The 24,588-nt window shown below is 32.1% G+C and carries 24 protein-coding genes and 1 pseudogene; 16 read left to right on the forward strand and 9 right to left on the reverse strand.

What is annotated here, in order from left to right; translation table 11 throughout:
• Nucleotides 1–153 precede the first annotated feature (153 nt).
• The 4 genes from DFR85_RS22120 (at nt 154) to DFR85_RS22135 (ending at nt 3,607) form a co-directional block, all read left to right on the forward strand.
• Nucleotides 154–1,341 carry an MFS transporter gene (locus DFR85_RS22120; protein WP_110270139.1) on the forward strand — a complete coding sequence of 396 codons (1,188 nt, stop codon included), beginning with the start codon at nt 154–156 and terminating at the stop codon, nt 1,339–1,341.
• A 108-nt stretch (nt 1,342–1,449) separates the two neighbouring features.
• Nucleotides 1,450–1,842 carry a universal stress protein gene (locus DFR85_RS22125; RefSeq protein WP_110270140.1) on the forward strand — a complete coding sequence of 131 codons (393 nt, stop codon included), beginning with the start codon at nt 1,450–1,452 and terminating at the stop codon, nt 1,840–1,842.
• Nucleotides 1,843–1,883: 41 nt separating this feature from the next.
• Nucleotides 1,884–2,834 (forward strand): ATP-binding cassette domain-containing protein, encoded by a 951-nt coding sequence (locus tag DFR85_RS22130; protein ID WP_110270141.1) that lies wholly within the window; start codon nt 1,884–1,886, stop codon nt 2,832–2,834.
• A 5-nt stretch (nt 2,835–2,839) separates the two neighbouring features.
• Nucleotides 2,840–3,607, forward strand: coding sequence for an ABC transporter permease (locus DFR85_RS22135; RefSeq protein ID WP_110271804.1), 768 nt, complete (start codon nt 2,840–2,842; stop codon nt 3,605–3,607).
• Between the two features lie 80 nt (nt 3,608–3,687).
• Here the strand turns inward: DFR85_RS22135 and DFR85_RS22140 are convergent, their stop codons facing one another.
• The 4 genes and pseudogenes from DFR85_RS22140 to DFR85_RS22155 all read right to left on the reverse strand — a co-directional run bounded on the left by DFR85_RS22140 (nt 3,688) and on the right by DFR85_RS22155 (nt 7,069).
• On the reverse strand, nt 3,688–5,094 hold the full coding sequence (locus DFR85_RS22140) for an APC family permease (protein WP_110270142.1): 1,407 nt from the start codon (nt 5,092–5,094) through the stop codon (nt 3,688–3,690).
• A 189-nt stretch (nt 5,095–5,283) separates the two neighbouring features.
• Entirely contained in the window at nt 5,284–5,592 is a 309-nt protein-coding gene (locus DFR85_RS22145) for a hypothetical protein (protein WP_110270143.1), read from the reverse strand.
• A 156-nt stretch (nt 5,593–5,748) separates the two neighbouring features.
• A pseudogene (locus DFR85_RS22150) lies at nt 5,749–6,805 on the reverse strand (IS110 family RNA-guided transposase).
• A 117-nt stretch (nt 6,806–6,922) separates the two neighbouring features.
• Entirely contained in the window at nt 6,923–7,069 is a 147-nt protein-coding gene (locus DFR85_RS22155) for a hypothetical protein (protein ID WP_162582703.1), read from the reverse strand.
• Between the two features lie 73 nt (nt 7,070–7,142).
• Between DFR85_RS22155 and DFR85_RS22160 the strand changes: the two genes are divergently transcribed.
• The gene (locus tag DFR85_RS22160; protein ID WP_110270144.1) at nt 7,143–7,919 is read left to right on the forward strand and encodes a cytochrome C oxidase assembly protein; all 777 of its coding nucleotides are present in this window, start codon (nt 7,143–7,145) and stop codon (nt 7,917–7,919) included.
• 33 nt (nt 7,920–7,952) lie between these two features.
• Here the strand turns inward: DFR85_RS22160 and DFR85_RS22165 are convergent, their stop codons facing one another.
• A complete protein-coding gene (locus tag DFR85_RS22165) occupies nt 7,953–10,250 on the reverse strand; it encodes a tRNA(Met) cytidine acetyltransferase TmcA (RefSeq protein ID WP_110270145.1) in 2,298 nt (765 codons plus the stop codon).
• A gap of 32 nt (nt 10,251–10,282) precedes the next feature.
• On the reverse strand, nt 10,283–10,684 hold the full coding sequence (locus tag DFR85_RS22170) for a hypothetical protein (RefSeq protein ID WP_246253037.1): 402 nt from the start codon (nt 10,682–10,684) through the stop codon (nt 10,283–10,285).
• On the opposite strand from DFR85_RS22170, the gene DFR85_RS22175 reads away from it, so the two are divergent.
• The gene (locus DFR85_RS22175; protein WP_168367144.1) at nt 10,683–12,104 is read left to right on the forward strand and encodes a gamma-glutamyltransferase family protein; all 1,422 of its coding nucleotides are present in this window, start codon (nt 10,683–10,685) and stop codon (nt 12,102–12,104) included. The two genes, DFR85_RS22170 and DFR85_RS22175, sit on opposite strands and share 2 nt — an antisense overlap.
• Here DFR85_RS22175 and DFR85_RS22180 read toward each other — a convergent pair.
• Entirely contained in the window at nt 12,070–12,978 is a 909-nt protein-coding gene (locus tag DFR85_RS22180) for a BadF/BadG/BcrA/BcrD ATPase family protein (protein ID WP_110270147.1), read from the reverse strand. The genes DFR85_RS22175 and DFR85_RS22180 overlap by 35 nt on opposite strands.
• Before the next feature lie 48 nt (nt 12,979–13,026).
• Between DFR85_RS22180 and agl3 the strand changes: the two genes are divergently transcribed.
• The 10 genes from agl3 to DFR85_RS22230 all read left to right on the forward strand — a co-directional run bounded on the left by agl3 (nt 13,027) and on the right by DFR85_RS22230 (nt 22,535).
• Nucleotides 13,027–14,184, forward strand: coding sequence for a UDP-sulfoquinovose synthase (gene agl3, locus DFR85_RS22185; protein ID WP_110270148.1), 1,158 nt, complete (start codon nt 13,027–13,029; stop codon nt 14,182–14,184).
• Between the two features lie 584 nt (nt 14,185–14,768).
• The gene (locus DFR85_RS22190) at nt 14,769–15,953 is read left to right on the forward strand and encodes a glycosyltransferase family 2 protein (RefSeq protein WP_110270149.1); all 1,185 of its coding nucleotides are present in this window, start codon (nt 14,769–14,771) and stop codon (nt 15,951–15,953) included.
• A complete protein-coding gene (gene cas4 / locus DFR85_RS22195; protein WP_110270150.1) occupies nt 15,943–16,548 on the forward strand; it encodes a CRISPR-associated protein Cas4 in 606 nt (201 codons plus the stop codon). The genes DFR85_RS22190 and cas4 overlap by 11 nt, the downstream gene beginning before the upstream one ends.
• A 59-nt stretch (nt 16,549–16,607) precedes the next feature.
• Entirely contained in the window at nt 16,608–17,822 is a 1,215-nt protein-coding gene (gene thiD, locus DFR85_RS22200; protein ID WP_110270151.1) for a bifunctional hydroxymethylpyrimidine kinase/phosphomethylpyrimidine kinase, read from the forward strand.
• Nucleotides 17,815–18,684, forward strand: coding sequence for a ribokinase (locus DFR85_RS22205; RefSeq protein ID WP_110270152.1), 870 nt, complete (start codon nt 17,815–17,817; stop codon nt 18,682–18,684). The genes thiD and DFR85_RS22205 overlap by 8 nt, the downstream gene beginning before the upstream one ends.
• Nucleotides 18,685–18,792: 108 nt before the next feature.
• Nucleotides 18,793–19,482, forward strand: a complete 690-nt coding sequence (locus DFR85_RS22210; protein WP_110270153.1) for an MBL fold metallo-hydrolase — start codon at nt 18,793–18,795, stop codon at nt 19,480–19,482.
• The gene (locus DFR85_RS22215) at nt 19,475–20,188 is read left to right on the forward strand and encodes a class II glutamine amidotransferase (protein ID WP_110270154.1); all 714 of its coding nucleotides are present in this window, start codon (nt 19,475–19,477) and stop codon (nt 20,186–20,188) included. Before DFR85_RS22210 ends, DFR85_RS22215 begins: the two co-directional genes overlap by 8 nt.
• A gap of 55 nt (nt 20,189–20,243) precedes the next feature.
• The gene (locus DFR85_RS22220) at nt 20,244–20,513 is read left to right on the forward strand and encodes a hypothetical protein (protein WP_162582704.1); all 270 of its coding nucleotides are present in this window, start codon (nt 20,244–20,246) and stop codon (nt 20,511–20,513) included.
• A gap of 20 nt (nt 20,514–20,533) precedes the next feature.
• A complete protein-coding gene (locus DFR85_RS22225) occupies nt 20,534–21,361 on the forward strand; it encodes a zinc ribbon domain-containing protein (protein WP_110270156.1) in 828 nt (275 codons plus the stop codon).
• A 121-nt stretch (nt 21,362–21,482) separates the two neighbouring features.
• Nucleotides 21,483–22,535 (forward strand): M24 family metallopeptidase, encoded by a 1,053-nt coding sequence (locus tag DFR85_RS22230; protein ID WP_110270157.1) that lies wholly within the window; start codon nt 21,483–21,485, stop codon nt 22,533–22,535.
• On the opposite strand, the gene DFR85_RS22235 is transcribed toward DFR85_RS22230, so the two are convergent.
• On the reverse strand, nt 22,525–23,661 hold the full coding sequence (locus DFR85_RS22235; RefSeq protein WP_110270158.1) for an aminotransferase-like domain-containing protein: 1,137 nt from the start codon (nt 23,659–23,661) through the stop codon (nt 22,525–22,527). The genes DFR85_RS22230 and DFR85_RS22235 overlap by 11 nt on opposite strands.
• On the reverse strand, nt 23,634–24,587 hold the full coding sequence (locus DFR85_RS22240) for an ornithine cyclodeaminase family protein (RefSeq protein ID WP_110270159.1): 954 nt from the start codon (nt 24,585–24,587) through the stop codon (nt 23,634–23,636). The genes DFR85_RS22235 and DFR85_RS22240 overlap by 28 nt, the downstream gene beginning before the upstream one ends.
• Nucleotide 24,588: the final 1 nt, after the last annotated feature.

The following is a 24,588-nucleotide window of genomic DNA, read 5'->3' on the forward strand; positions in this document are numbered from 1 at the left end:
ACATAATGATAGATTGAATAAAATATTTTTAAATAAACGTAAAGAGTATATTCTTCACAATTTAAATTGTGTACACTATGCATAAAGTATAAACTATCTTTTTAATGTCAAAATAGAGCATCTTTATATTTTAAGTTAAAGTCTGCTAAAGTTATGAAATCCTATATACATGCTACGATATCATCATCGTTAGCATGGGCAGGAAATATATACGACTTATTGTTAATGACATACGTATATTACTACATAATGAGAGCATTCTCATTATCATATTTTGAAGTATCAATATTGTTCGCATTGGGATTAATAGGAAGAGTTATAGGAGGAATTATTTTTGGAAAATATGCTGACAGTATTGGAAGAAAGCCAGTACTTATTATTGGAACAGGGGGCTATGCAATTTTTCAAGGTTTAATGGCTTTTTCTCCTAATGTTTTCCTTCTTTTTATATTTAGAGCTATTGAAGGGATATTCATGGGCGCAGAATGGACTGCTGGAACTGTAATAGCTTATGAACAAGCGCCTAGATCCCTTAAAGGTTTTGTCACAGGAATAGTTCAAGCAGGCTATGGAATAGGTTATGCTCTTACTGGGATAACATACCTAGTATTTCTATCAATGATAAGTGATTGGAGATTATTCCTTTTAATGGGTGCAACACCTTTAATCTTACTGCCTTACGTTCAACTTAAAGTTAAAGAAAGCATTGTAAAAACTAGTAAAATAAGAATAAATTACAAGGGATATTTAAGTATACTATTAAAAGCTACATTAGGAATGTCTGGAATGTTTATAACATACTTTGCAGTATTTGGAAATTATCCTACTATAGCTACTGATTATGCAAAAATGCCAGAAGCTATCCTAGGAATACTCATGACAATAGCAAACTTGCTTCTAGCGTTCTCTTTCATATTATTTGGAAGATTAGCTGATAGAGTAAATAAAAAGAAGCTTATACTTATGGGTTTAATAGGATTATTAGTATCTCTCCCACTTTCTGTTCCTGCACTTTCCCAGTTAGTAAATCTCTACATAATGGTACTAGGCACTCTCATGTTCTCTTTCTTTACAGGTTTTTGGCCAGTAATGCCTCTATTATTAGCTGATGCAGTACCATTAGAGGTTAGGGGTTTCCTATCTGGATTTGCCTATAATTTTGGCGGTCTTGCAGGAGGAATTGCCAACATAATACTAGGAGCAATTGAATCAATTTACGGCATAGACGCTCTTAGTAAAGCTATTAATATTATAGGCTTTACTGCAATAGTAATGGTATTTGTGAGCATAATCACTTGGCCAAAGAGCGGAAGTAAAGCAAAAATTATTTTACAGGCATGATATTTTTTAGCAAATCCTTTTTTAATTAAAAAGCAAATTATACAATATAAAATGTTTAGTGATATTGATGAAAATATTTAAATAACATATATTATACTCTTTCTCTAAATGAAAATAGTTTTAGCATATGATGGATCTGAAAATTCAAAAAAGGCAGTTATATTTTCCTTGCGATTTGTAAAAAAAGAGGACGAAATACACGTTGTAACTGTAGTAAAAGAAGCTCCCAAATCTCCAGAACAAAAAATAATAGAATCCGAAGAAAAAGGAGCCAAGACTCTCGAAGAGATTAAAAGTGAAATGGAAGGATTCAATGTTAAAACTAAGGTCCTAGAAAGTACTGACGTTTCCGATGCCATAATAGAATACTGTAAGGAAATAGGCTGCGATCTAATAGTAACAGGAAGTAGAGGATTAACGGGGATTAAAAAAGCCATTATGGGCAGTGTGTCTAGCAGTCTTGTTAATAAATCTCCTTATCCTGTACTTGTTGTTAAGTAAAAGATATATCTTTTTTAACTTAATATAACAGTGTTAATAATATGAGCTCTGTAATAGCTAAGAATTTAACAAAGAAATATGGGGATTTTACTGCAGTAGATCATATTAATTTTGAAATAGAAAAAGGAGAAATTTATGGATTATTAGGACCCAACGGAGCAGGGAAAACTACTACAATAAAAATGTTAACTGGTCTAGTGCCGCCTACAGAAGGCGATGCAATAATAGCTGGCTTCAGTGTTAAGGAAAAACCTATAGAGGTAAAAAAGAGAATAGGTTGGATCTCATCTGAGGTAATTTTAGACGATGAACTCACTGCATGGGAAAATTTGGAAATACAAGCAAAGCTAGAAGGCGTTAAGGATTGGAAGGAGAGAGGAGATCAATTATTGGACTACTTTGGAATTAAAGAGTTCAAAAATAGAAAAGCAGGAAAATTTTCTACTGGTATGAGAAAAAAATTGGAGGTATCTATGGCATTACTTAACTCTCCAGAAATTATATTCATGGATGAACCTACTATTGGACTCGATGTAAACACTAGAGCGTCTATGTGGAAATTAATAAGACAAATAAATAAGGATTACTCAGTTACTGTATTATTAACCACCCATTATATGGAAGAAGCCGATATGCTTTGTAGTAGAATAAGCATAATTAACAAAGGAAAAATAATAGCTACTGGAACCCCGGAGTATCTAAAAGAAAAATATGGGGGAGATGTAATAGAAATAGAACTTAAAAAAGATATTGAAGTGAAATTACCTTATACTATAGTTAAAAAAGATGGAACTTTAAGAATAAAAGTTCCTAATGCAGAAAATACTCTTTTAGAAATAATAAACACTATAGGAGGAAATAACATAAAATCTCTAAAAGTAAATAAATCGAGTTTAGATACGGTATTTCTAACGCTAACTGGAGGAAGTATAGAGGAGGAAGATTTTGACGCAAAGAAATTCTATGCAATGTTAAGAAGAGCAAGAAGGTGATCATGATGATGGAAAAACTCTCTGCACTATATATGAGAGAAATTAAGAGAATTTATAGAAGTATATACATGTGGATAATGCTTATTTCTCAGCCTATAATGTGGTTAGTATTTTTTGGAAGTAGTTTTTCTGGAGTACCCAAAGAGTTTCTTCAAACATTCTTTCATACCGATAACTATATTGCATTTATCTTACCTGGAGAACTCTCTGTATCAATGCTTTTTGTAGGTATGTTTAGCTCTATGAGTCTTATACAAGATAAAAGATTTGGATATCTCAAGAGAGTTTTAATAACTCCTACTCCAAAGTATAATATATTTCTAGCCAAGGCACTAGGAGGTGCAACTAGAGGAATACTTCAAGCTCCGATAATGATTATAGCTAGTTTAGCACTAGGAGTCTCATTAAATCTTACACCTATGTCAATAACAGTATTATTCTTAGCGTTATTCTTTGTAGGTATAGGATTTTCATCACTGTATTCAGTTCTTACTGTAAAAACAAGTGATTGGCAGGCTCCAGGGGTAGTGGCAAATCTAATAAATTTACCTCTGATGTTCTCAAGTACTGCATTATTCCCTAAAACATTTTTCCCAGTATGGCTTAAGCTGATAAGCGACGTTAATCCTATCACTTATTCTGCAGAACTGGGCAGAGAAGCATTACTTTTGAATGATCCAAACTGGACATACTTAGCATATCTAGGTATATTCGCTTTAGCAATGTTAATTATAGGATCTCTAATAACGGATAAAGAAATGACTGCTGAATAATAACTCAAGAATTTTGTTTTTAATAAATTATCCCTTATGTTATTTAATGAAATAATATTAAAATAATAGTTAAGGATAAACTATGCGGTAGCTTCGACTTTTTTCTTTATTCGCTCAATATATTCGTCTATATTTATTAATTCATTATTTTCATCTACAACTAAACTACCAGGTTTTCCTTTTCTACCTTTAAATATATACCATACTAACATTATGGATAAAGTAGACGTTAAAAATAATGTCTGAGGTAAATCTGGAGCTTGCAAAGAAGTCAATATTCCCCATAAGTTTAAACTTGTTGCTGCTATAGGAATTATTATTGTAGATATTCCTAATTGTCTTATTCTATAATAAAATACTGGGACTCCAAAACCGTCTACAACTCTTCCGCTTAACCAAAGTAAACTACTTATTACACTTATTTCTAAAAATGCATTTGTTATACCAACCATAAAGACAGAAGTAAAAGCAATTATGCCTGTTAAAGACCCCACAAATAAAGTAGCAAAGAGAGGTTCTCCTGACCTATTTACTTTTGAGAATATTTTAGGTGCTGATCCTTCCCTAGATAGATTAAATATAATTCTTGCTGCGCCTATAGTTGTTCCTATGTTAGAAGATAATAAACTGTTTATAGACAAAATTAGGCCTATTACCATTGGTATTGAACCAAAATAGAACATCTCATAAAGCAAAGGCTGTGGAGAATTGGCTAAATTAGAGAGAGAACCATGCCATAATGCTACTAATGCATATGTTCCTAAAAGCATGGAGATCCCTCCTACAAGTAAAGAAATCCACATTCCTTGCGTAATAGTTTTTGTAGGTTTTTTAGTCTCTTCTCCTAAATACGTTGCAGCTCCAGCTCCAGAAATACTAACCATAGATAATACGAATGCATCTGCTAGATTTTGGGCAGAAACCCCACTAGGTACAAAGTAATTACCATGAATACCTCTTGATAATGATGTTGCAAATAAAAATATTAGAAGAGCTGCTTCTAATGTAGCACTAATTGAAACAACATAACCTAATAATTGTTTTATGTGAGTAAGGGAAATTAGGGTTGGATATAATATTCCGAAAATAAGAACAGAATAACCAACCCAACTAGGCATTGAATAGCCTAGTATTTCGTAAGATATTGAAACCAATAAGTAGAGAGTGATTGCATTTACTGCGTTTAGAAAAGAGTAAGCAAATGATTCTGTTAACGCTTCAAAGAAAGATATTCTCTTGGACTTCCATGCACTATATCCATATGTGTAATATCCTCCTGCAGAAGCTATTTTCCTTGTATAACCAGTTAATGTAAATATCCATAAAGCACTTCCTAAAAGAGCTAATAATGTGGTAAATACTACAGAATATCCAGCGTAAACTATAGCCGCAGTTGATGTAGATACTACACTGCCTAAAGGCGCAGTAACAGCCATAGCTTGGCCGTAGGTTCCCCTTAAAGAAATAGAAGCTTTGTTGAGTCTCATAATCTCCCTTTAAGCTTTTCGCTCCTTAGACTTTATAAGTCTTTCCTACTTTGTTATCATCAATTTCATGAAAGCTTAAAAGACAATCCTCATAAAAAGTATAAATTTGGCTTAAAGGGAGACTAAAAATCTTTTAGTTAAATTAGTTCATAGTTTTCAAAAAATTTATTTCCACTAAAAAAAGTATTTTCATTCTTTAGAATCGTTAATACACTCTTCTAATGTTTTCTTTAGATCTTCAAATCTTATTTTCATTTCTGGAGGGAATGGTTTTTTAGGCTTTATTGAATTTAAAATGGAAATTGCTTCTTGAACGAGCTTTATTGAGGCATCTTTATTTTTAGCCTCATATGCATCTCTAACCTTCTTTGCTGCTAATTTAGCATTTTTTAAGTCATCCTCAGTTATTTCTCCGTCCCTAACTAAGAAAGTTTCCATGTCAGTTAACACTAGTGGAATTTCAAGATCTATGGCCTTCCATAGTTTTTCGTAAATCATCAAGATAAATAACAAAGAGAGATATATTTATCTTCTAGTCATCTTTATCAGATTCAGGGGGGCGTTCAGTAATAAATATTTTGGTTGAACTTCAAGCATAATGTCAACTAAGATTGCCACGTGTACCTTTCAATCCACGTGGCGATTTGGGGAGGATCACTTAGGCTCATAAGGCTTATTATTATACCAAACACTCCAAACTATTCTAGCCAATTTCCTGGCTAAAGCAGTGTACAACTTCTTTCCCTTCAACTTTTCCTTATGGTTCTCGTAAAATTCTAGTAATGTAGGATTACGAGAGTAATTCATCTCAGCGAGGAAGTAGAACAAGCTGCGCAAGTACTTATTACCCTTCTTCGATATTCCCTTACAGTAGCTTTACCGCTCCTCTCAACTATTGGGTCTAAACCACAGTAGGCTACGAAGGACTCAGGGTTAGGAAAGCGTTTAATGTCCCAACAATGCCTATTATTATTCCCGAAGAAAGTTTTCCTATTCCCGGTATAGTTAATAGAACGTGATTTTCAGACTGTGATTGTATCATTTTCTCTACTTCTTTTATTTTCTCGCTTGTTTCCAGTAGTGCTTTAGATAATACTTCGATTTCTTCAAGTACGATCTTTGTGTACTCTAAGTTGTATAATTGTATTTTGAAGTTTCCTTTAGAGAATTCTTCAAGCATTTCCTTGCTTATTTTTTCCTCGTCACTGACTAGGAATAGTGCTCTTTTTACCCTGTTCTTGTACTTTACTTCAAGGTCTTTTAGGAAGATATATAGTGTTACTAGTTCTTTCAATGGGTTGTAGTTGTACTCCTTTGCCTTGTTTGCCATGTTTATTAGTTTTTGTGCGTCGTAAAAATCTGTTTTCTTTCCTCTCAAGTCCTTCTCCTTCCATAGTATATTTGGGCTTACTTGTAGTATCTTGATCCCTTTTTCCTTGAAGTATTGACATGGTTTTATTGAGTATGCTCCTGTCGGTTCGACCACTATTGTGTTTAGTTTCACTTTTAGTATTTCTTCATAACCCTTCTTGTTGTTCTCGTAGACCCTCCCCTCACTCGTTACTAGATGATCTTTTGATATGTCTATTCCTAGGATCCCTACCTCTTTATCACACCTATATCCGTGCATATTATCACAATGTTCAGTCCGATGGTAGGGGTTTGTCACGCCCCCGTTCGAAGACTTTGCTTCAGTCAAAGGGTCGACCATGTTTCCCAGTTGGAGAGTATTACCCTCCCCAACTAATTAATCTATATAGGTTCAAAGGGGGCGGAAGACTCCATCCGTGGAGATGGATAGGCTCCACATGCTTTGCCTCTAACATGGCTAGGCGATAGCTTGAAGAGCCGAAGGAACTACTTGATTGGGGTCAACTTGAGGGCCTTCACTACCTCCTCTCCTATACCTAGTCTTCTTAGTCTCACCCTTGTAAAGCTTGTCTTCTTGTTTAGGAGTGTTGTTCGTGAAAATCACCGTAGGAGGCTCCACATTCCTTTAACAAACTTTTTATCATTGTAAATATCATTGTAAATACTACTAAAATACCATGATATATCAAATAAGTATAGTTGCAGCATTATTAGCTGGTTTAACCATAGTTCTAGGAGGAATAGTAGAAGGGTATGGGTATGGATTATCCTTAGGTACTAATTGGCCTTACACAAGAAATATCATGGAACTAGCTAGCAAGAAAGATCCAGAAGCTATACATAGGATAAGCGCTACTATAGTTGGTCTCATAGCATTAGGGTATGTGATTATATATCCGTCGTTAATCACTGCAATAGGATTTTCGGCAGTAGTAGCTACTGCACTTTTAGGAATGGCTACACTTTACGTACTTGCAGGAAAACTCCCATCATATTTTCAAGGTTTACATGATATTGCTGCATATACTACTTATGCCGTATATTTGCTTCTATTCTTAGAAGGTCTGGGATATCACGTAAATATTCTAAGTTTTATGATAGACGCAGTTGTACCTCCTCATTTCTTGTATTTTGTGATCTTCATGGGAGGTGTAGTCACTGGTATGAGAAAAATGAAATTTGAAATTGGAAATGTTACTAGACCAAAGAACGCAATTCAAATATCTTGGGTATTACACTCTATACTAGCGGCAATATTCATTATAGCAGTAGCAATATTACATTACTGGCTAACACTAGTATTCACTGCAATAGAAATAGGTGTAGGTTTATTTGTTTATGACACAATAAATAGAAACTCTGCTAAACCCGGTATTTCAGTAGGTTTACATCAATTATTTTCGTTATTAGTTGTAACTGCAATAATAATTAACAGCTTAGGTATAGCAATTTGAAGTCAGTCGAGGTGCATGCAATCATTAAATCATTTACCGGAACTCATCACTTAAATCTTCTAAACTAACTCCTAGAGTAGAATCTGCATCTAAGTTATAATATTTTTTACTCAAATCGTAAATACTCTCATAAATAATCTCATTCATATGAGTTCTGTTTATCCCAAGAGTAGATGATAAATACCCCCAAGGTTTACCCTGTAGAATCTTTCCTATTAGTACTTGCTCTTCCTCATTTTCTAGATTCCAATTTCTTTTCGAGTCCCAGAAATATTTCAGCACTAATAAATGTATAGCGTCAGCAGAAGATTCATATGGACTAGTACCTTGCAAAAAGGCAGAAATTTTCGCTAAATGAATCTTTGTTAATTTAACGTCTTTATGAGATCTTGAACCCTTTAACAATATGGATGCGAGGTTAGGGTTCATATCATAATACACATCATGAAGAGTATTAAGAAGCTTTTCTTTGAAAATATACGATGATATATTAACTATTTTCTTAGCTTCTTCTGAAAAGGGCTTAATTACTACTACTGGAAAGTCACCGAATTTCTCGTTACGTTTTGGAGAAACGTGTATAGGATAAAAACCGTTTTTTATCCAGAAATTAAGAACTTTAGGATCTCCCATAAATGAAGATCCTATCCAATCTACTCTTTCTTCTTCGGCTTCTTTAGACAACATTAGAAGCATTTTACTACCTATTCCCTTATCTTGAAGTTCTGGTATAACAGCTATTCTTACAATTCTCCAACCTTTCATTTTACCAAATTCCTTAATTCTTACATGTTTTAACATTCTATCGGGTATTAGATCCCCATCAAAAGTACCTCCTTTTAATGCATATTCTATCATAGGATCAGATAATTCACCTTCTTCTGAAACTTGGGCTACTGCAATATAGGAATCGTCATAATATATCGATTTTAGATGATGATGGACACCATCCAACATTATCATTAGATCGTCTGGATTATTTCTATAATGGGCTGTAACTAAAATGCCATATACTTGAGAAAGTATGCTATCAGAATTGATTAATTTTTCCTTATTCAGAGTTTCAAAATATGTTACATTTATATCATTTAAAGGCCTTGAAACTTCTGCGTTAAGCATTAATGCGTTATATAGCCAATTCTCTATTGGATCTCCTTCAGCATATCTAAGAGGTTTTTCCATAGTCAACCATCTCACGCTAAGCTTTCTCGAAACTAGCATGTTTCTTAAATATTTTAGAAATACTTTACCTGATCCTTCATATCCGTATACAGTAGTAACTAATACAACCTTACGCCAAACCTTAGTCGCTATATCTATATAATTAATACCTAAAGCTGCTGCTTCATCTACAACCAATATATTCCCTTGATCTGTTAATGTAGCTTCTGGAGATTCGTAATATACTCTAAAATCATTTCCATCTATAGCCCTAATAAACCCATTATCTGACTTTATAACCTTATTTTTTATGCCTAAAGCGTCTAAACCTTTCTTTAAAAATTCCATTATTTGAGAACATGAAGATATTGAAGGTGCAGTAACGGCTATTCTTGATTTAAAATTATCTTCAAGATTTTTATAAATTATTCCAGCTAAGGATAACCCAGTTACTGCGCTTTTCCCTCTTCCTCTTGAAGCAGTTAATGCTAAAATTCGCTTACCACCACGCAATAGAAATTCAAAACTTTCTATTACGTTGTTCTGATCTTCACTAAGAGATAGTCTATGTAACTCTATAGGCATGTAAGGATTTTTGGGTATTACAGCACTAGTTCTTTTTCCTAAATTTCCAGAAAAAGTTCTTGCAAAATAACCTTGTTCATTAATAATAAAAGTCCCTTCGTGCTCAGCTATTTTGTTCTTAAATCTTTCTTCATATAGTGAACTTACCATTCCATTCCTTACTATAGTATTTTTAAATAATTTATTTTCAACAAGATTATTTGTATATAATACTATTAAGCCTCCACCTCTTACTAGGTCTACAAGTCTACCAATATAATTAGGTTGAAAATTATCTACAAGATCTAGAATAACAATATCGTAAGTATTTCCTAAATATTTATCAGAGCTCGAGTAATCTATATCATCAAAATTACTAAAAATTTCTCTTATTTTTAACATTCTTTCTTTCGATTCTGTTACCCATGGATGAAATGCATAAGCTACTTTAGGATTTGAGTTTATTTCTAAGTAAGCTTTTAATACATTAATTAGGTCATTTAAGTAATCTTTTTTCTCTATATATACTAAGTTTCTATAAAATCTATCTATAGAATCTTTAACTGAAGACTTTAGCGTTTTTAGGAACTCTTCCTCATTCACCAGCTATTTTCACAGTATTAGTTAATAGATTCTACTCAAAAACTTCCTAAACCTACTTCTCTTCTAATTACAGATAAATCTTCCTTATCTAAATGAATTAAGATTGTCTTTTCTTGAGAAAATTTATCATTTACAAAAATAATTCTGATTATATTACTCTTGCTTATATAGTCAACAAAATTTTTATCTATTGCGTATTCTAAATATAAAGGATTGTTAGGATCGTCTTTTATTATATTTCTTAATATAACATCTCTACCTTCCCTATCTACTTCTATATCTATTGGAGGATTAGAAATTTTTGGAACGTCTTCAGTCATGCACAAAACTAAGTTATCACACCATATTACACACTCTCCTTCTTTAAGATTATTTCTAATATTTTCTGGAATGTCCAATGCATATCTATTTAATACTGATATATTAAAAACACTCATGATCTCTGCATCTGGCGAGAAAATAGTTTCCACACAAAACTATATAGCAAGTTACATAGGAGCTAAGGTTCTAGAAAATGGCGGAAACGCTTTCGATGCTGCTGTAGCTATTAGCGGTGTTTTATCTGTAGTTATGCCACATACAAGCGGTTTAGGAGGAGATGCATTTCTTCTAGCTAAAACTCCAGAAGGATTTTTAGCATACAATGCCTCCGGCTGGGCTCCAAAGAATCTAAAAGTTGAAAAAATAGATGAAAAAAGTCCTTTTTCCATTACAGTACCAGGCTTAGTCGACTTATGGGATTTTTTACAAAGCTATACAAGTAAAGACTATGAAGAGCTACTGTCACCTGCTATAAAACTAGCAATAAATGGATTCAATGTTGGCAGAAGTCTACATAATGCAATTAAAGTGAGTAGTGGGAATTCGGAATGGAATAAAATATTCGGAAATAAAAAATTCTCAGATAAAGTTAAAAATCTAGAACTAGGAAAAATTTTGAAGCAAGTTTCCAAAGAACCTAGAGTTTTTTACGAAAAAATTGCAGAAGACCTAGTAAAGGATTTAAATAATGAGGGAAGTCCTCTAGTTTATGAAGATTTTTATGATTTTCATGGAGAAAAGGTAAATCCATTAAAAACTACTTATAAAGATTTCAATCTTTACGAATTACCTCCAAACACACAAGGAATAACAACATTAGAACTTCTAAAAATGATAGAAATATCCAAAATAAACAAATTAGCGTACAATGATATAAAAAGAATAAATGAACATGTAAATATGTCAATTTTAGCCTATGAAGATAGAGATAAATACGTCGCTGATCCTAGATTTTATAATATTCCAGGATTTATATTAGATGAAAAGTATCTAACAGAAAGAGTTAAAAACATTGGGAAATCATTTAATGTTAACGATGGAGATACTACTTTCTTTGTAGTAGGCGATGGGGAGAATCATATTGGCTTTATACAAAGTTTATTTCACCCTTTTGGATCTGGAATAGTTTCGCATGGAATAGTATTCAGCAATAGAGGATACGGATTTTCAAGTGGGGTTAATAAACCTGAAGGCCGTAAAAGACCATTGCATACTCTTTCAATCCTATATGCAGAAAAAGATAAGGAAGAATTAATAATAGGTTGTGCAGGAGGAGATTTAAGACCACAAATACATTCTGAAGTGTTCGAATATTATGCAGATTACGGAATGGAGATAGATGAATCAGTAGATGCGCCGAGATTTATGTATCTAGGTAACAAAACAATAGCCGAAAAAAGATTAGAAGTTCCATTAACTCAAGTAGGGTATTACTCGACACAAGTTGGAGTAGTTCATGCTCTAAAAAGAAAAAACAATAGCTATATAGCAGTAGCCGATCCTAGAAGTGAAGGGGTGGCTCTTCCGGTTCAGTAGTGCACCCAGCTTCTTTAAGCGCAATGAGTAAAGCCCCCATTTCAGGACTTTTTTTAGCTGTTATACCTTCTACTTTTTCCTCCTTTAATACTTCTATAAAATATTCAGTATATATTTTAGACGTAAACATTCCCCCTGCTAAATATGCTTTATCCATCTCAATTTTTTTTGCAGCGTAAAGCGTGGTAGAGGCTAGGTCTTTAGCAGCAGAGTATAAAATGCTCTTAGCTATTTTATCTCCTTCTATCGCAGCCTTATCTATAGTTTTCGCTAGGCTTGCAATCTCATCGATCTTATGTCCTTCATGATAAGCCCACCTTATTAAATCATCCAGATCCCATATTTTGATATCATCCATAATTAATTCTGCCATTCTAGTTCTTTCAATTCTGCCTTCAAGCATTTTTACCAATGTTCTTAAAGCCTTCCTTCCTATCCAATATGCTGATCCTTCATCAGATAATAACCAACCTTCTCCCCCATATCTAATTCGTTTTTTCCCATCATATGCTACTACTACACTCCCAGTACCTGCTATCGTTATAATACCTGGCTTACCACGTGTTTCCGCATATAATGCTATGAAAGAGTCGTGTTCTAATACAGTCTTTTTCGCCATGCCGTTTAATGCTCTCGATAAAACTTCATAATCATATTTAGAATCAAGTCCTGCTAGACCTATGCAGGCTACATCAGGAATTTTATTGTGAGTAGCTGACATTATTGCTTCTTTTATGTTTTCTACAGCTCTATCTATACCTATATTATGGTAATTGCCAGGGCCACTTATATGATATCCTATAAATTTTCCTTCGCATGTATATGCTAACGCTCCAGTGGATGTTCCACCTGCGTCTACACCAACAACTATCATATGATATATTACAAAAAGGTTTTTAATATATTATAATAAAAATGAGTGATGAAGATACTTATTTTGGGTATAGATGGATATTTAGGATGGCCACTAGCACTTAAAATGGGTTCTAAGGGACATGAAGTTATAGGTATAGATAACTTATCTACTAGGAAATTTTCAGAAGAAGTAGGGTCTGATTCAGCATTTCCACTACCTTCACCTTCTGATAGAGTTAAAGAAGCCAAGAAGATTCTTGGAATAAACATTGATTTTTACGTAAAAGATGCTAATGATATGGAATTTCTTAAAGAAACAATAAGGAAACATAAGCCAGATGTTATAGTACACTTTGCTGAACAGAGATCTGCACCATACTCAATGAAGGATTATAATCATGCACAGTATACTCTTGATAATAATTTAGGAACAACGTTAAAGTTAATTTACGCAGTAAATGAGATAGATCCTTCCATTCATATTTTGAAGATGGGCACAATGGGGGAATACGGTACGCCTAGTCTAGATATACCAGAAAGCCCATTTGTGGAGGCAAATATAAATAACAAGAAGGATAAAATAATATTTCCTAGATGGGGAGGTTCAATATATCACTGGTCCAAAATCTTTGATACAGACCTCTTGTTATATTTTAATCAAATTTTCGGTCTTACTGTTACAGATATAATGCAAGGTCCAGTTTATGGAACTAGAACTACCGAGATAACAGAAGAAGGATTACGTACTAGATTTGATTTTGACGAAACTTGGGGAACGGTAGTAAATAGATTCTGTGTAGAAGCGGTGTTAGGACTGCCATTAACGCCTTACGGAAAAGGAGGCCAAACTAGAGGATTTATCTCATTGGAAGATAGCATGGAAGCCCTTAGAACGTTAATAGAAAATCCTCCTAAAACAGGAGAATATAGGTTAGTTCATCAATTTGCAGAAATATATAGTGTAAATAAAATAGCTGAAGTAGTGAAAAATGCAGCAGAAAGTCTAGGCATGTCTACAGAGATAAAACACGTGGATAATCCAAGAATAGAGGCAGAAGAACACTATTACAATCCAGAAATAAAAATTCTACCCAGTTTAGGATTCAAACCGAAGAAGAATTTAAAAGACGAAGTTAAAATAATTCTAGAAGATTTAATTCCTTATAAAAGCAGACTAGAAAGATATAAAGATTCAATAATGCCAAAAACAAAATGGAAAAAATAGATTTATCATGATCAGTGGTTCAAAGGGGCGGAAGACCCCACCATGCGGTAGACCCAAAATCTGATTAGTAAAAATAATTTTTATTCATTATTAGTGATTCATGTGAATTTAATGAAATTAGATAATTGACTTTACAATATTTTTTAGAAATTTTTAAGAATTATATTAGATCTTTTATTTTCTGAAAGTAAACTGAGGAATATTATTATAATATTAGAAAATGATAAAGACATGAATAATGAAATCTGCTTTATTTGTATCAATTATTTAATTACATTATTCTTAATGCTCATGTTTATGAGTATAATAAAATATGTTCCTTATGAAGAAAAAAATATGAGATTTAGTGTTGAATTCATATTTGTAAAATGATTTCGGGTCTACCGGTTAGGGCAGGTAGTTCACTAACTATATGCTTCTCGAATATTTTGTCCTAAGATGTGCATCTTATTCCAATAGCTTAATATAAAAGTTAAGGCGTTATTCTAGTCCTTCAATGATATAGAAAAAGTAAGTTTTAAAGTATAATGCTAATCAATGCATAAAGATAAAAAATATATTGAAAGATTAAATAATATCAACCAATGATATATTATATCTTAATTATTGTAAGTGGAATAGTTTCTATTTGGAGCGTTTATAATTCCTTCTTAGCTTTTCTAGGATTAAAGTGGAATCCAAACGAATCTAAAAGCCCTTCTGGATATACGTTTTCTATAATAGTGCCTGCTAAAAATGAAGAAAACGTTATAGGTAGACTTCTAGACAGACTTGAAAACCAAGAATATGATAGATCTAAATTTAATATAATAGTAGTAGAAGATGGATCTACAGATAATACATTATATGTATGCAAAAACTATGAAAAAATGTATGATAATCTAACTGTTATTCATTTGAATTCTACTAATGTAGTAAATGGAAAAAGTAGAGCTTTGAATTATGCATTAAAAAATGCTAAGGGAGAAATAATTGGAATTTTTGACGCTGATACTGTTCCAAAATTAGATACATTAGCTTATGTATCTTCAAAGTTTTCAGATCCTAACATAGCAGCTGTTCAGGGTAGACTGATACCTATAAATGTTAGAGAAAGCGCTACAGCTAGATTTGCATCATTAGAAGAATTATTTTACGAGTATTCAATTTCTGGGAGAGCAAGATTAGGCTTTTTTGTTCCATTAGAAGGAACATGTACCTTCATAAGGAAATCCGTACTCAATGAAATAGGAGGTTGGAATGAAGAATCTTTAACTGAGGACCTAGATCTTAGCCTTAAGATAATATCAAGAGGATATAAAATAATATATTCGCCATCAACTGTTGCCTGGAGAGAAGTTCCCATAAGTTTACGCTCTTTAATAAAGCAAAGACTAAGGTGGTATAGGGGTCATTTTGAAGTATCACTAAAAGTTAACAAGATAAAATTTGATCTAAGAATTATTGATGGTTTAATGATAGTAGCTAGCCCGATATTTATGGTACTAAGCTTAGTAAATTACTCTTTAGTTCTAGTTTATCCATCTCAAATATATTTTATAGCAGCTACATTGGTTTCTGCAGCTTCATTTATTTCTTTATTGTTGGCTATAATGATTTCACGAAGACATATGATAGAATTCATATTCCCTTTTCTTTCACTAATATATATGAACTTTGTAATAATTCTGAATCTGATTGCAGTATTTATGGAATTCATAAAATATCCTAAGATATGGATAAAAACTGATAGGTCCGGAGGCATAACGGTGAAAATACATGATAGTTGAGTTTCTAGCTAAGAAGAAGATGGAGGATTACTTATCTCACATAAGGGAACAAGATACATTTTATGTAACAGATTTAGTTAGGTGCCCGTTAAAAACAGAATTTGAAACAAAATACAAGGAATTGGCATTAAGTGAGGTATATACGCCGGCAACCATGTTAGGTGATCTGATCCATAAGGGTCTTGAATCGCTTATTCAAATAGAAAACTATACTACAAGAACTGAAATAGAAGGAGAGAAAATAATCAATTTAGAAAAACCCTTTAAAATAAAGGGAAGAAGCGATATTATACTAGAGAATGAAAAGGAAAAAATAATTGTAGAAATTAAGAGCGCAAGAAGCGATAATGGTATACCGCATAAACATCATATAATGCAGTTACAATTATATTTATGGTTATTTGAAGCAAAAAAAGGAATATTATTTTATATTACTCCAGATCGCTTTACAGAATTCGAAATTAATCAACCTATGGATGATGCTACAGTAATAAACTTAGTTCAACAAAATATACAAAAATCTCCATCGCCTAGATTTCCATGGGAGTGCCAATACTGTATATTTTCAATAATTTGCCCGAATAAAAAGAAATGATTACTTTCTAACCTTTAAAGCAGATAAAATATTTTTATTTCTTATATTAATAGACCGATATGAGAACCAGACCAGTAGCTATAACAATAGCTGGAAGTGATTCTGGTGGTGGTGCCGGACTTCAAGCAGATCTTAAAACTTTTACTTCGTTAGGTGTCTTCGGTGCAACCATAGTAACTGGACTAACGGCACAAAACACCATTGGCGTTTCCAAGATTTATGAAGTATCTCCAGAATTCGTTGAAGCTCAGTTTGATTCTGTGATAAATGACCTTAAACCTAAATACGCCAAAACAGGTATGTTAGCTTCAAAAGAAATTATTAATATAGTAAAAAAGAAGATATTAGAATACAAATTAGATCTTGTTCTAGACCCTGTAATGATAGCTAAATCTGGGGATCTCCTTGTAAAAGAGGATGTCATTCCCTCTATAAAGGATCTAATAAAAAATTCCATTATAGCCACACCGAATAAATTTGAAGCTGAGAAAATTCTTGGAGGAGAAATAAAATCAGCAGAAGACCTAAAGATAGCTGCTAAAAATTTCTATAATTCCTTTTCTACAAACGTTGTAATAAAAGGAGGCTCAAAATTAGGAGGAATGGATTACGCTATAATAGATGGAGAAGAGTTAGAATTAACATACGAAAATGTAAATACCAAAAATACGCACGGAAGTGGAGATGTCTTTTCTGCAGCTATAACAGCGTATTTAGCAAAGGGATATAGTTTGAAAGATGCAGTGATTAATGCTAAGCAATTTGTAAGTTATTCAATAAAATATTCATTAGATCTGGGAAACGGACATGGACCAGTAGATCCTTTTGCTTATCCAGAATCTATAATAGAAAGAGAAATTTCAAGAGAAATTGCCGAAAAACTTGTCGAATATCTAGAAACTCATAAAGATATAGTTAAAAAATTATTAGATCAAGAAGAAAAATTAAATATAGGTGTTGGAACAGCTTATGGAGATATTGCCACTTTAGCAGGAGGAATAATAAGATATATAAACTGGATAAAAGTTGACGGTCCTATTGTTATTAATTATTACGATAATTTAGTTACATCAATCTTAAAGGAAACAAATAAAAAAATAGGTATTTCATTTTCCATGTCTAATAGAATTTTATCTGCTTCTGAAAAGGGTTTAATAAAAATTTCTGAAAGTGGTATTAATTCTGATACTATAATAAGAAATGGCAAAATAATTCTAGTTGCAGACGATTTAAATGATTTAATTAAAAAAATTGAGATGATAACTAATGATTGAGGTTGTAGGCAGTTATAATGTAGATTTTATATTAAAAGTTAAAAGATTTCCTCAGCCTGGAGAGACTGTTTTCTGTGAAAAATATATAATAAGCCATGGAGGAAAAGGATCCAATCAAGCAGTTTCAGCATCGCGCCTGGGTGCTAACGTGAGTTTAGTTTCTGCAATAGGAAATGATACCTATGGCATAGATGCTATAAAATTCTGGAAATCTGAGAATATAAATATAGATAAAGTGAAGATAAAGAATGAAAGAACAGGAAATGCCTATATTTTTCTGAATGATGAAGGAGAGAGCATGATAATCGTAAATAGAGGTGCAAATTATCTTCTTGAAGAAGACGATTTAGACGATTTAAGTGGAGATATATTGTTAACACAAATGGAAATAAAGGAAAACGTAGTCAAGAGAGCATTAATGAATTTCGATGGTACAAAAATATTAAATCCTGCTCCAGCTATATTAACAGATTTTTCTATTTTAGATTATGTAGATATATTAACTCCAAACGAAATAGAATTTAAACAACTAACTAATTCCGACGATCTAGAATATGGATTAGATCTCTTACTAAAAAAGGTTAAAAAAGCAGTAATAGTTACGCTAGGCGAAAGAGGAGCACTAATAGCTACTAAAGGAAAAAAAGTACTTATTTCTGCACCCAAGGTACCTGTAATAGACGCTACTGGTGCTGGTGATGTATTTAATTCAGCATTAGCTTATTACTTAGAAAAAAATAAAGATCTAGAAGATGCAGTTAGCTTAGCAACTAAGATAGCTTCATTTTCAGTTACACAAATTGGTGCTTTAGGACCAAGATGGGAAGAGGTGAAAAGTTTTGTCGAAGAAGAAAAATTTTAGGCTGAATGAAAAAAGAAAAAAGGAATATAAATGTATAGGACTCTGTGACATACCAGATGCTGATGATAGAGACGATATGTAAACTATATAGAGTAAGGTGAAAAAAGTATGGAAATAACTTTTCTTGGAACTGGTGCAGGATCTACTTTAGGAAGTAAGAGAATGAAATCTTCAATTTTGATTGAAGATTCTGGAAATAGTGTATTACTAGATTTAGGAACTGGAGCTAATTTTAAGCTTGAAGATATCGGGAAACTAAATATCGATGCTATTTTTATTTCTCATCTTCACATAGATCATATAAACGGAATTTTCGATTATCTAGTACAAAGAAAAATACATGGCATGAATCCAATAAAAATATATTCTCCACCTGGTTTTGGAAACATACTAAATCAGTTTAAGACAGAAGGTAATGAAATAGACGCAGAAGTTATAGAATCTAAATTACCCAGTGCTAAAATAGGTAATATTGAAGTTAGATCTGTTAAAGCATGCCATAAGATATATGCCGTTGCGTATATTATCAATAATAAAATAATTTACTCTGGAGATACTGCAGAGCCTTGTAATGAAATAGTAAGCGAAAGTAAAGACGCGGAACTGATTATTCATGAGGCTACATGTGTGGCAGGTTGTGAAATTTATGGACATACTTCTGTAAAAGACGCATTATCCATTTTCCCAAATGATAAGTTAATATTAACTCATATACCCTCACAAAAAGAAAAGGATATATTCCAAGAAGTGAATAATAGAGCTAAAATAGCTTATGACGGAATGAGAATAAATGTGTAGGTTACTGGCATTTAATACTAGGGAAAATGTGGATATTAAAATTTTAAAGATATTTTCGAATGTAGCTGAAAAAGATTTTCTATCTTCCACATTGTCGCACTCTGATGGCTGGGGAATTTCAACGTACATATATAATAATTCTTGGAAAAATCTCTTCTATAAGAGTAAAGATCCAATTTATAAAGACACATTTTACGAAAGTATATCAGGTCTACTAAATGGAGAAAAAATAATAGGTTTAGTTCACGCCAGAAAAGCAGGAAAAAAATTTCTTCATGGAGTTACACATTCTCATCCATATCATCTTAAAGTTAAAAATTATGAATTATATTTTGCTCATAATGGATCAGTATCTAGAAAAGCGTTTCAAAATCCTTTATTACCGTATACTGATAGTTTTCTTATTTTATTGGAAATTTCTAAGGAAATAGAAAATGGTTACTCTCCATTAGACGCATATAACATTGTATTTAATAGACTAAAGCCTTTTTCAACGAGCTTAAACTCCGTATTATTAACATTCAACGAAGCAGAAGGACCTAAAATATATGTAGGTTACTATTACAATAAGGAAAGATTAAAAGAGATAGAAGAATATTATAAACTATATAGATTCAAGGATTATGTATTTTCATCTACTCTAAAATTTTATTTTGATAATGATATAGAAGAGTTAATATATGGAGATATAATAACTTTAGAGTAAGTGTATGAATTTTAGGAAAGTAAACTTATACTTAAGAAAGTTATTAAAGTATAATATGGAAAGTTTAGCAGTAGCAACAAAATCTTCTATATACCTAGATAAGCTAGGGTTTGAAGTCTCATACAAGCCAGAAAACGGATATAAAATAGAATATAGTTATATACCTATAAATTCTGTAAAGGAAGCCATATTATACGAAATACATAATAGTGAAGAGAAAGAACTAGGTAGATTTTCTAATTTAGATAATATATTGGAAGTAGTAAAATATTTGGAGAAATATCCACAAAAAGTCGTAGAGAACATACTTCAAACTCTTAAGTAACTTTTTCTATAATATATATTATGAAAGAAGAACTAGTTCAAGCTAAAATTATAGATTACGGTAAGCTAAAATCAATTTATAATGATATATTTTTCTACAAAGAATATTCAGAGGCTTTAAGAAGAAATGGTGGTAGTTTAGATACACCTCCACCATCCTTAAAAAAACTGAATTTTATACCAAATACGTATAGATTAGGCCCTCTAAAAGTATCTTGCAATAATAAAATTCTAAAAATAGATTTTGTTAATGCATTGGTAGAGTCTGAAAGGGAAGGATTACCAAAATACGCAATAATCGATTTTAGTAAAGGTATTAAGATATATTTAGCCTATGAAAATGAAAGACCGATAATAGGAATAGATGTAGGTATTAGACACTTATTTACTGTAGCTTCGGTGAACTCTAATGGAAAAATATGTAAGGTAAGATATTTTGGCGACAAGGAAATAATACAGCCTTTTATAAGGTATCTAGGAGAAGAGCAAGGAGTAGTACATTTGACAGAAATCAAAGAAAAAGTTAAAGGCTTAGTTCATCAGACAATAAGATTCATTGAAAGTCTAGACCCTAAAATAGTTGCAATAGAAGACCTAAGACTTTACGACGCTAAAGTAGGTAAAGGCTTAAGAGTAATTCAAGAAATGTTAGAACATGAATTTTATAATAAAGGAATAAAATTCAAAAGATTAGACCCATATAATACATCAAGAATATGTTCACATTGTGGATATAAAAGAGGAGAAATAATGGGATCTATATTCGTATGTCCATCGTGTGGATACAAAGCTGATAGAGACTTTAACGCTGCCTATAACTTAGCCTTAAAATGCTATTATACATGTTAATTTTACTTAATATATTTTATACAAATATTCACGATATACAGTATTAATATAAATGAATAGATAGCAATCTCAACTGATAATTTACGCATAGCTATTTTTTCTTCTAACTAGATATCATTATATGAGAATTAAAAAACTGATAAAGGCTATGGAGGAAAAGAACATAGACTACACTATAATAGGGCCCACTAGTAATATGTTTTATTTTACACAATTTTCGGATGAACAGATGGAAAGGCCACTATTATTAATAGTTGGTAGAAACGAAAGCTACTTCGTGGCACCTAAAATATATGAAGAGCAGTTATCGAAAACTGATATCGAGATTAAAACTTACGATGATGGAGAGGATCCCTATACTAAAATAAAGATACCTAAAGGTTCATCATTGTCTATAGATGATCAGCTTTGGTCCGTTTTCTTAATAAACATAATAAACAAAGTTTCACCATCAAATATTCTTCCTGCATCTAAATTAATTTCTAAATTAAGAGCAATAAAAGAAGAGGAAGAGATAGAAAGAATGAAAAAAGGTTTAGATATTGCTGAAAAATCTTTCCTAGAATTTTTAGATAAAATAAAAGAAGGTAAAACTGAGTGCGAATTAGCTAAAGAATTAAAAGATATTTTCTATGATATAGGTGCAGATAATGTTTCTTTTGAGCCGATATTAACATCTGGCAGTAATACGTCTATGCCTCATTTAAGATGTACTGACAGAAAAGTAAAAAACGGAGATGTAGTTATTGCTGATTTCGGTGTAAAATACCATGGATATTCCACTGACACTACAAGAGTAATAAGTATCGGAAAACCAACAGCTGAAGTATTACATGTCTATAATATAGTAAAAGATGCACAGGCGTCTGCAGAAGATGCATTAAAAGAAATGACTGGAAAAGAAATAGACTCGCTGGCTAGAAATGTAATAACAGCCAAATCATTTGGCAAATACTTTATACATAGAACTGGACATGGGATAGGAATTGATGTCCATGAGGAGCCTTATATCTCACAAGATTATAGCGAGAAGATAGTAAATAACATGACATTTACTATAGAACCAGGGATTTACTTACCAGGAAAGTTTGGAATAAGAATAGAAGATATGGTTGTAATGAAGGATAAAGTAAGAGTTATGAACTCCTTAGAAAAAGAAATTTTTATTGTGTAGAAATAGCTTTCTTTAGTAATTTTACACCTGTTTTTATTTCATCTTCTGTAGCAACTGAGATACTAAGTCTGGCCATAGTTTCCCCTCCTTTTAAAAAGAAAGGAGAAGCAGGCACAAAGCTAAGGCCTAACTTTAGCGCTTCTTCAAATACTTTCCAACTATCCTTCTTTAAATCTATTAGTTGGAAAAATCCGCATTCTGATCTTGTAAAATCATTAAATCCTTCATCTATTAATGAGTCTTTCAAAATATTTAATTTCTTCATATAATAATCATGAATATATTCCATTCTAGAAGTTATAACTCCTTTCTTAAGTAAATTGGAAATTACGTATTGATTTATAGTAGATGTTGAGAAATCTAACTGTTCAATTAAAGCTATTTTTTCTGCAATCTCCTTATTAGCCAAAATAAATCCTACCCTTAGCCCAGGAGCAAGTATTTTACTAAAACTACTAACGTAAACAACCCTGCCATATTTATCAAAATATTTTATAGGAGGAGGAACTTTACCTGCTATTGGTCTATAAGGATCGTCTTCTATTATGTAGAAATTATATTTTTCTGCAAGTTCTACCAGTTCTTTTCTTCTATCTTCGCTTAATACTACACCAGCTGGGTTATGGCAATTAGGTATTACGTATAATAATTTTATACTAATTATTTTTAGAATATCTTTAAGCTGATCTATTTGTAACCCATTTTGATCCAAATTTATAGGTATATTTACAGACGATCTTAATTTTAAAGCATTAAAAGTCTCTATAAAAGTAGGATTTTCTACTGCTATTACATCATTTTCTAGAAAATATTTCCCTAAAAGTTCCATAGCATGCTGAGCACCAGAAGTTACCATTATTTCGTTATTGCCTTTTCTTAATCCAAGAAATGGAAGGTAATTTTCAATTTCTCTGATTAAATCTTCTTGCCCTCCTGCTCCAGGATATGAAAAGGCCTTATCCCTATAACTTTCAATAACTTCAATATAAGATTCTTGTATATCCTTAACTGGAATAAGCTTTGGATCTGGACTTCCACTAGCTAAATTAATTTTAGCCTTTTTAGCCATTCTAGACGCAAGTTCTACCGGGGAAATTTCTATTTCTTTACCAATCCTTGAGACCAAACTCCTCTCAACTCCATCTCTTTACCTAAACCTCTTTTCTTGGCTTCTTCAAAAATAAACTTTAACATAGAAACGTCCTCAAGGCCTATTCCTACTGACTTAAAAATAGTTATATCGTCTTTATTATATCTTTGTATTTTTCTTGTTATTATATTTGAAAATAATACTAACTTGCTTTTATCTAACATTTTCATCTTATCTGCCAATATAAGATCTCCAGCTTCTTCGTTAGCTTGCTCTATATCCTCTACAGCTATAATAGATGCTGCTTTTATAACTTCTGGAAAAGCTTCTACTCTTTCGGCTAGATTAGAACCCATAAGATTTATATGCGAACCTTTTTTGATATAATCAAGTTTTAAGAAAGGATCTTTAGACGAAGTTATGGTTACTATAACATCAGAATTAGAACATAATTCCTTATATGATGGCATAACTTTAACGTTAATTCCTTTATTTTTTAGAATTTCTATACTTTGATTAATCCTTGCAGCGGTTCTTGAATAAACATTTATATCTATAGATTTCAAATTATAAAATGCCTCGACTTGAGCCAAACCTTGTTTACCTAAACCGATTATCCCTACACTAGAGTATTCCCCTTTAAGATAGTCTGATGCTAGAACTGCTAGAGAAGCTGTCCTTATTTGAGACATTCTATCTGATTCTGCTATAAGCAAGAGTTCTCCGGTGTTAGAAAAAAGGAGAGAAATAAAGTTCCCTCTAATAAAACTCTTAAAACCTAAATATCCATTAATTCCACCTGATTGATAGCTTAATGTCGCACCTCCAAGTGAAGTTCTCACTCTCTTATAATTTACAGCCGTTTTATTATCCAGAGCTATAAAAGCCTCTTTTAAGTAATTATATGCTTGATGATAATTAAGTATTTCATTAACCTCTTCTTCTTTAAGAATAATTGTCAAT

It is taken from the genome of Acidianus brierleyi, from assembly GCF_003201835.2.
In the GTDB taxonomy this organism is placed as follows: Archaea; Thermoproteota; Thermoprotei_A; order Sulfolobales; family Sulfolobaceae; genus Aramenus; species Aramenus brierleyi.

Bases quoted from the DNA above. Each gene is read 5' to 3' on its own strand.
- DFR85_RS22120 (WP_110270139.1), top strand. From the start codon at position 154: ATGAAATCCTATATACATGCTACGATATCATCATCGTTAGCATGGGCA.
- DFR85_RS22125 (WP_110270140.1), top strand. From the start codon at position 1,450: ATGAAAATAGTTTTAGCATATGATGGATCTGAAAATTCAAAAAAGGCA.
- DFR85_RS22130 (WP_110270141.1), top strand. From the start codon at position 1,884: ATGAGCTCTGTAATAGCTAAGAATTTAACAAAGAAATATGGGGATTTT.
- DFR85_RS22135 (WP_110271804.1), top strand. From the start codon at position 2,840: ATGATGGAAAAACTCTCTGCACTATATATGAGAGAAATTAAGAGAATT.
- DFR85_RS22140 (WP_110270142.1), bottom strand. From the start codon at position 5,094: ATGAGACTCAACAAAGCTTCTATTTCTTTAAGGGGAACCTACGGCCAA.
- DFR85_RS22145 (WP_110270143.1), bottom strand. From the start codon at position 5,592: ATGATTTACGAAAAACTATGGAAGGCCATAGATCTTGAAATTCCACTA.
- DFR85_RS22160 (WP_110270144.1), top strand. From the start codon at position 7,143: ATGATATATCAAATAAGTATAGTTGCAGCATTATTAGCTGGTTTAACC.
- DFR85_RS22175 (WP_168367144.1), top strand. From the start codon at position 10,683: ATGATCTCTGCATCTGGCGAGAAAATAGTTTCCACACAAAACTATATA.
- DFR85_RS22170 (WP_246253037.1), bottom strand. From the start codon at position 10,684: ATGAGTGTTTTTAATATATCAGTATTAAATAGATATGCATTGGACATT.
- DFR85_RS22180 (WP_110270147.1), bottom strand. From the start codon at position 12,978: ATGATAGTTGTTGGTGTAGACGCAGGTGGAACATCCACTGGAGCGTTA.
- agl3 (WP_110270148.1), top strand. From the start codon at position 13,027: ATGAAGATACTTATTTTGGGTATAGATGGATATTTAGGATGGCCACTA.
- DFR85_RS22190 (WP_110270149.1), top strand. From the start codon at position 14,769: ATGATATATTATATCTTAATTATTGTAAGTGGAATAGTTTCTATTTGG.
- cas4 (WP_110270150.1), top strand. From the start codon at position 15,943: ATGATAGTTGAGTTTCTAGCTAAGAAGAAGATGGAGGATTACTTATCT.
- thiD (WP_110270151.1), top strand. From the start codon at position 16,608: ATGAGAACCAGACCAGTAGCTATAACAATAGCTGGAAGTGATTCTGGT.
- DFR85_RS22205 (WP_110270152.1), top strand. From the start codon at position 17,815: ATGATTGAGGTTGTAGGCAGTTATAATGTAGATTTTATATTAAAAGTT.
- DFR85_RS22210 (WP_110270153.1), top strand. From the start codon at position 18,793: ATGGAAATAACTTTTCTTGGAACTGGTGCAGGATCTACTTTAGGAAGT.
- DFR85_RS22215 (WP_110270154.1), top strand. From the start codon at position 19,475: ATGTGTAGGTTACTGGCATTTAATACTAGGGAAAATGTGGATATTAAA.
- DFR85_RS22220 (WP_162582704.1), top strand. From the start codon at position 20,244: ATGGAAAGTTTAGCAGTAGCAACAAAATCTTCTATATACCTAGATAAG.
- DFR85_RS22225 (WP_110270156.1), top strand. From the start codon at position 20,534: ATGAAAGAAGAACTAGTTCAAGCTAAAATTATAGATTACGGTAAGCTA.
- DFR85_RS22230 (WP_110270157.1), top strand. From the start codon at position 21,483: ATGAGAATTAAAAAACTGATAAAGGCTATGGAGGAAAAGAACATAGAC.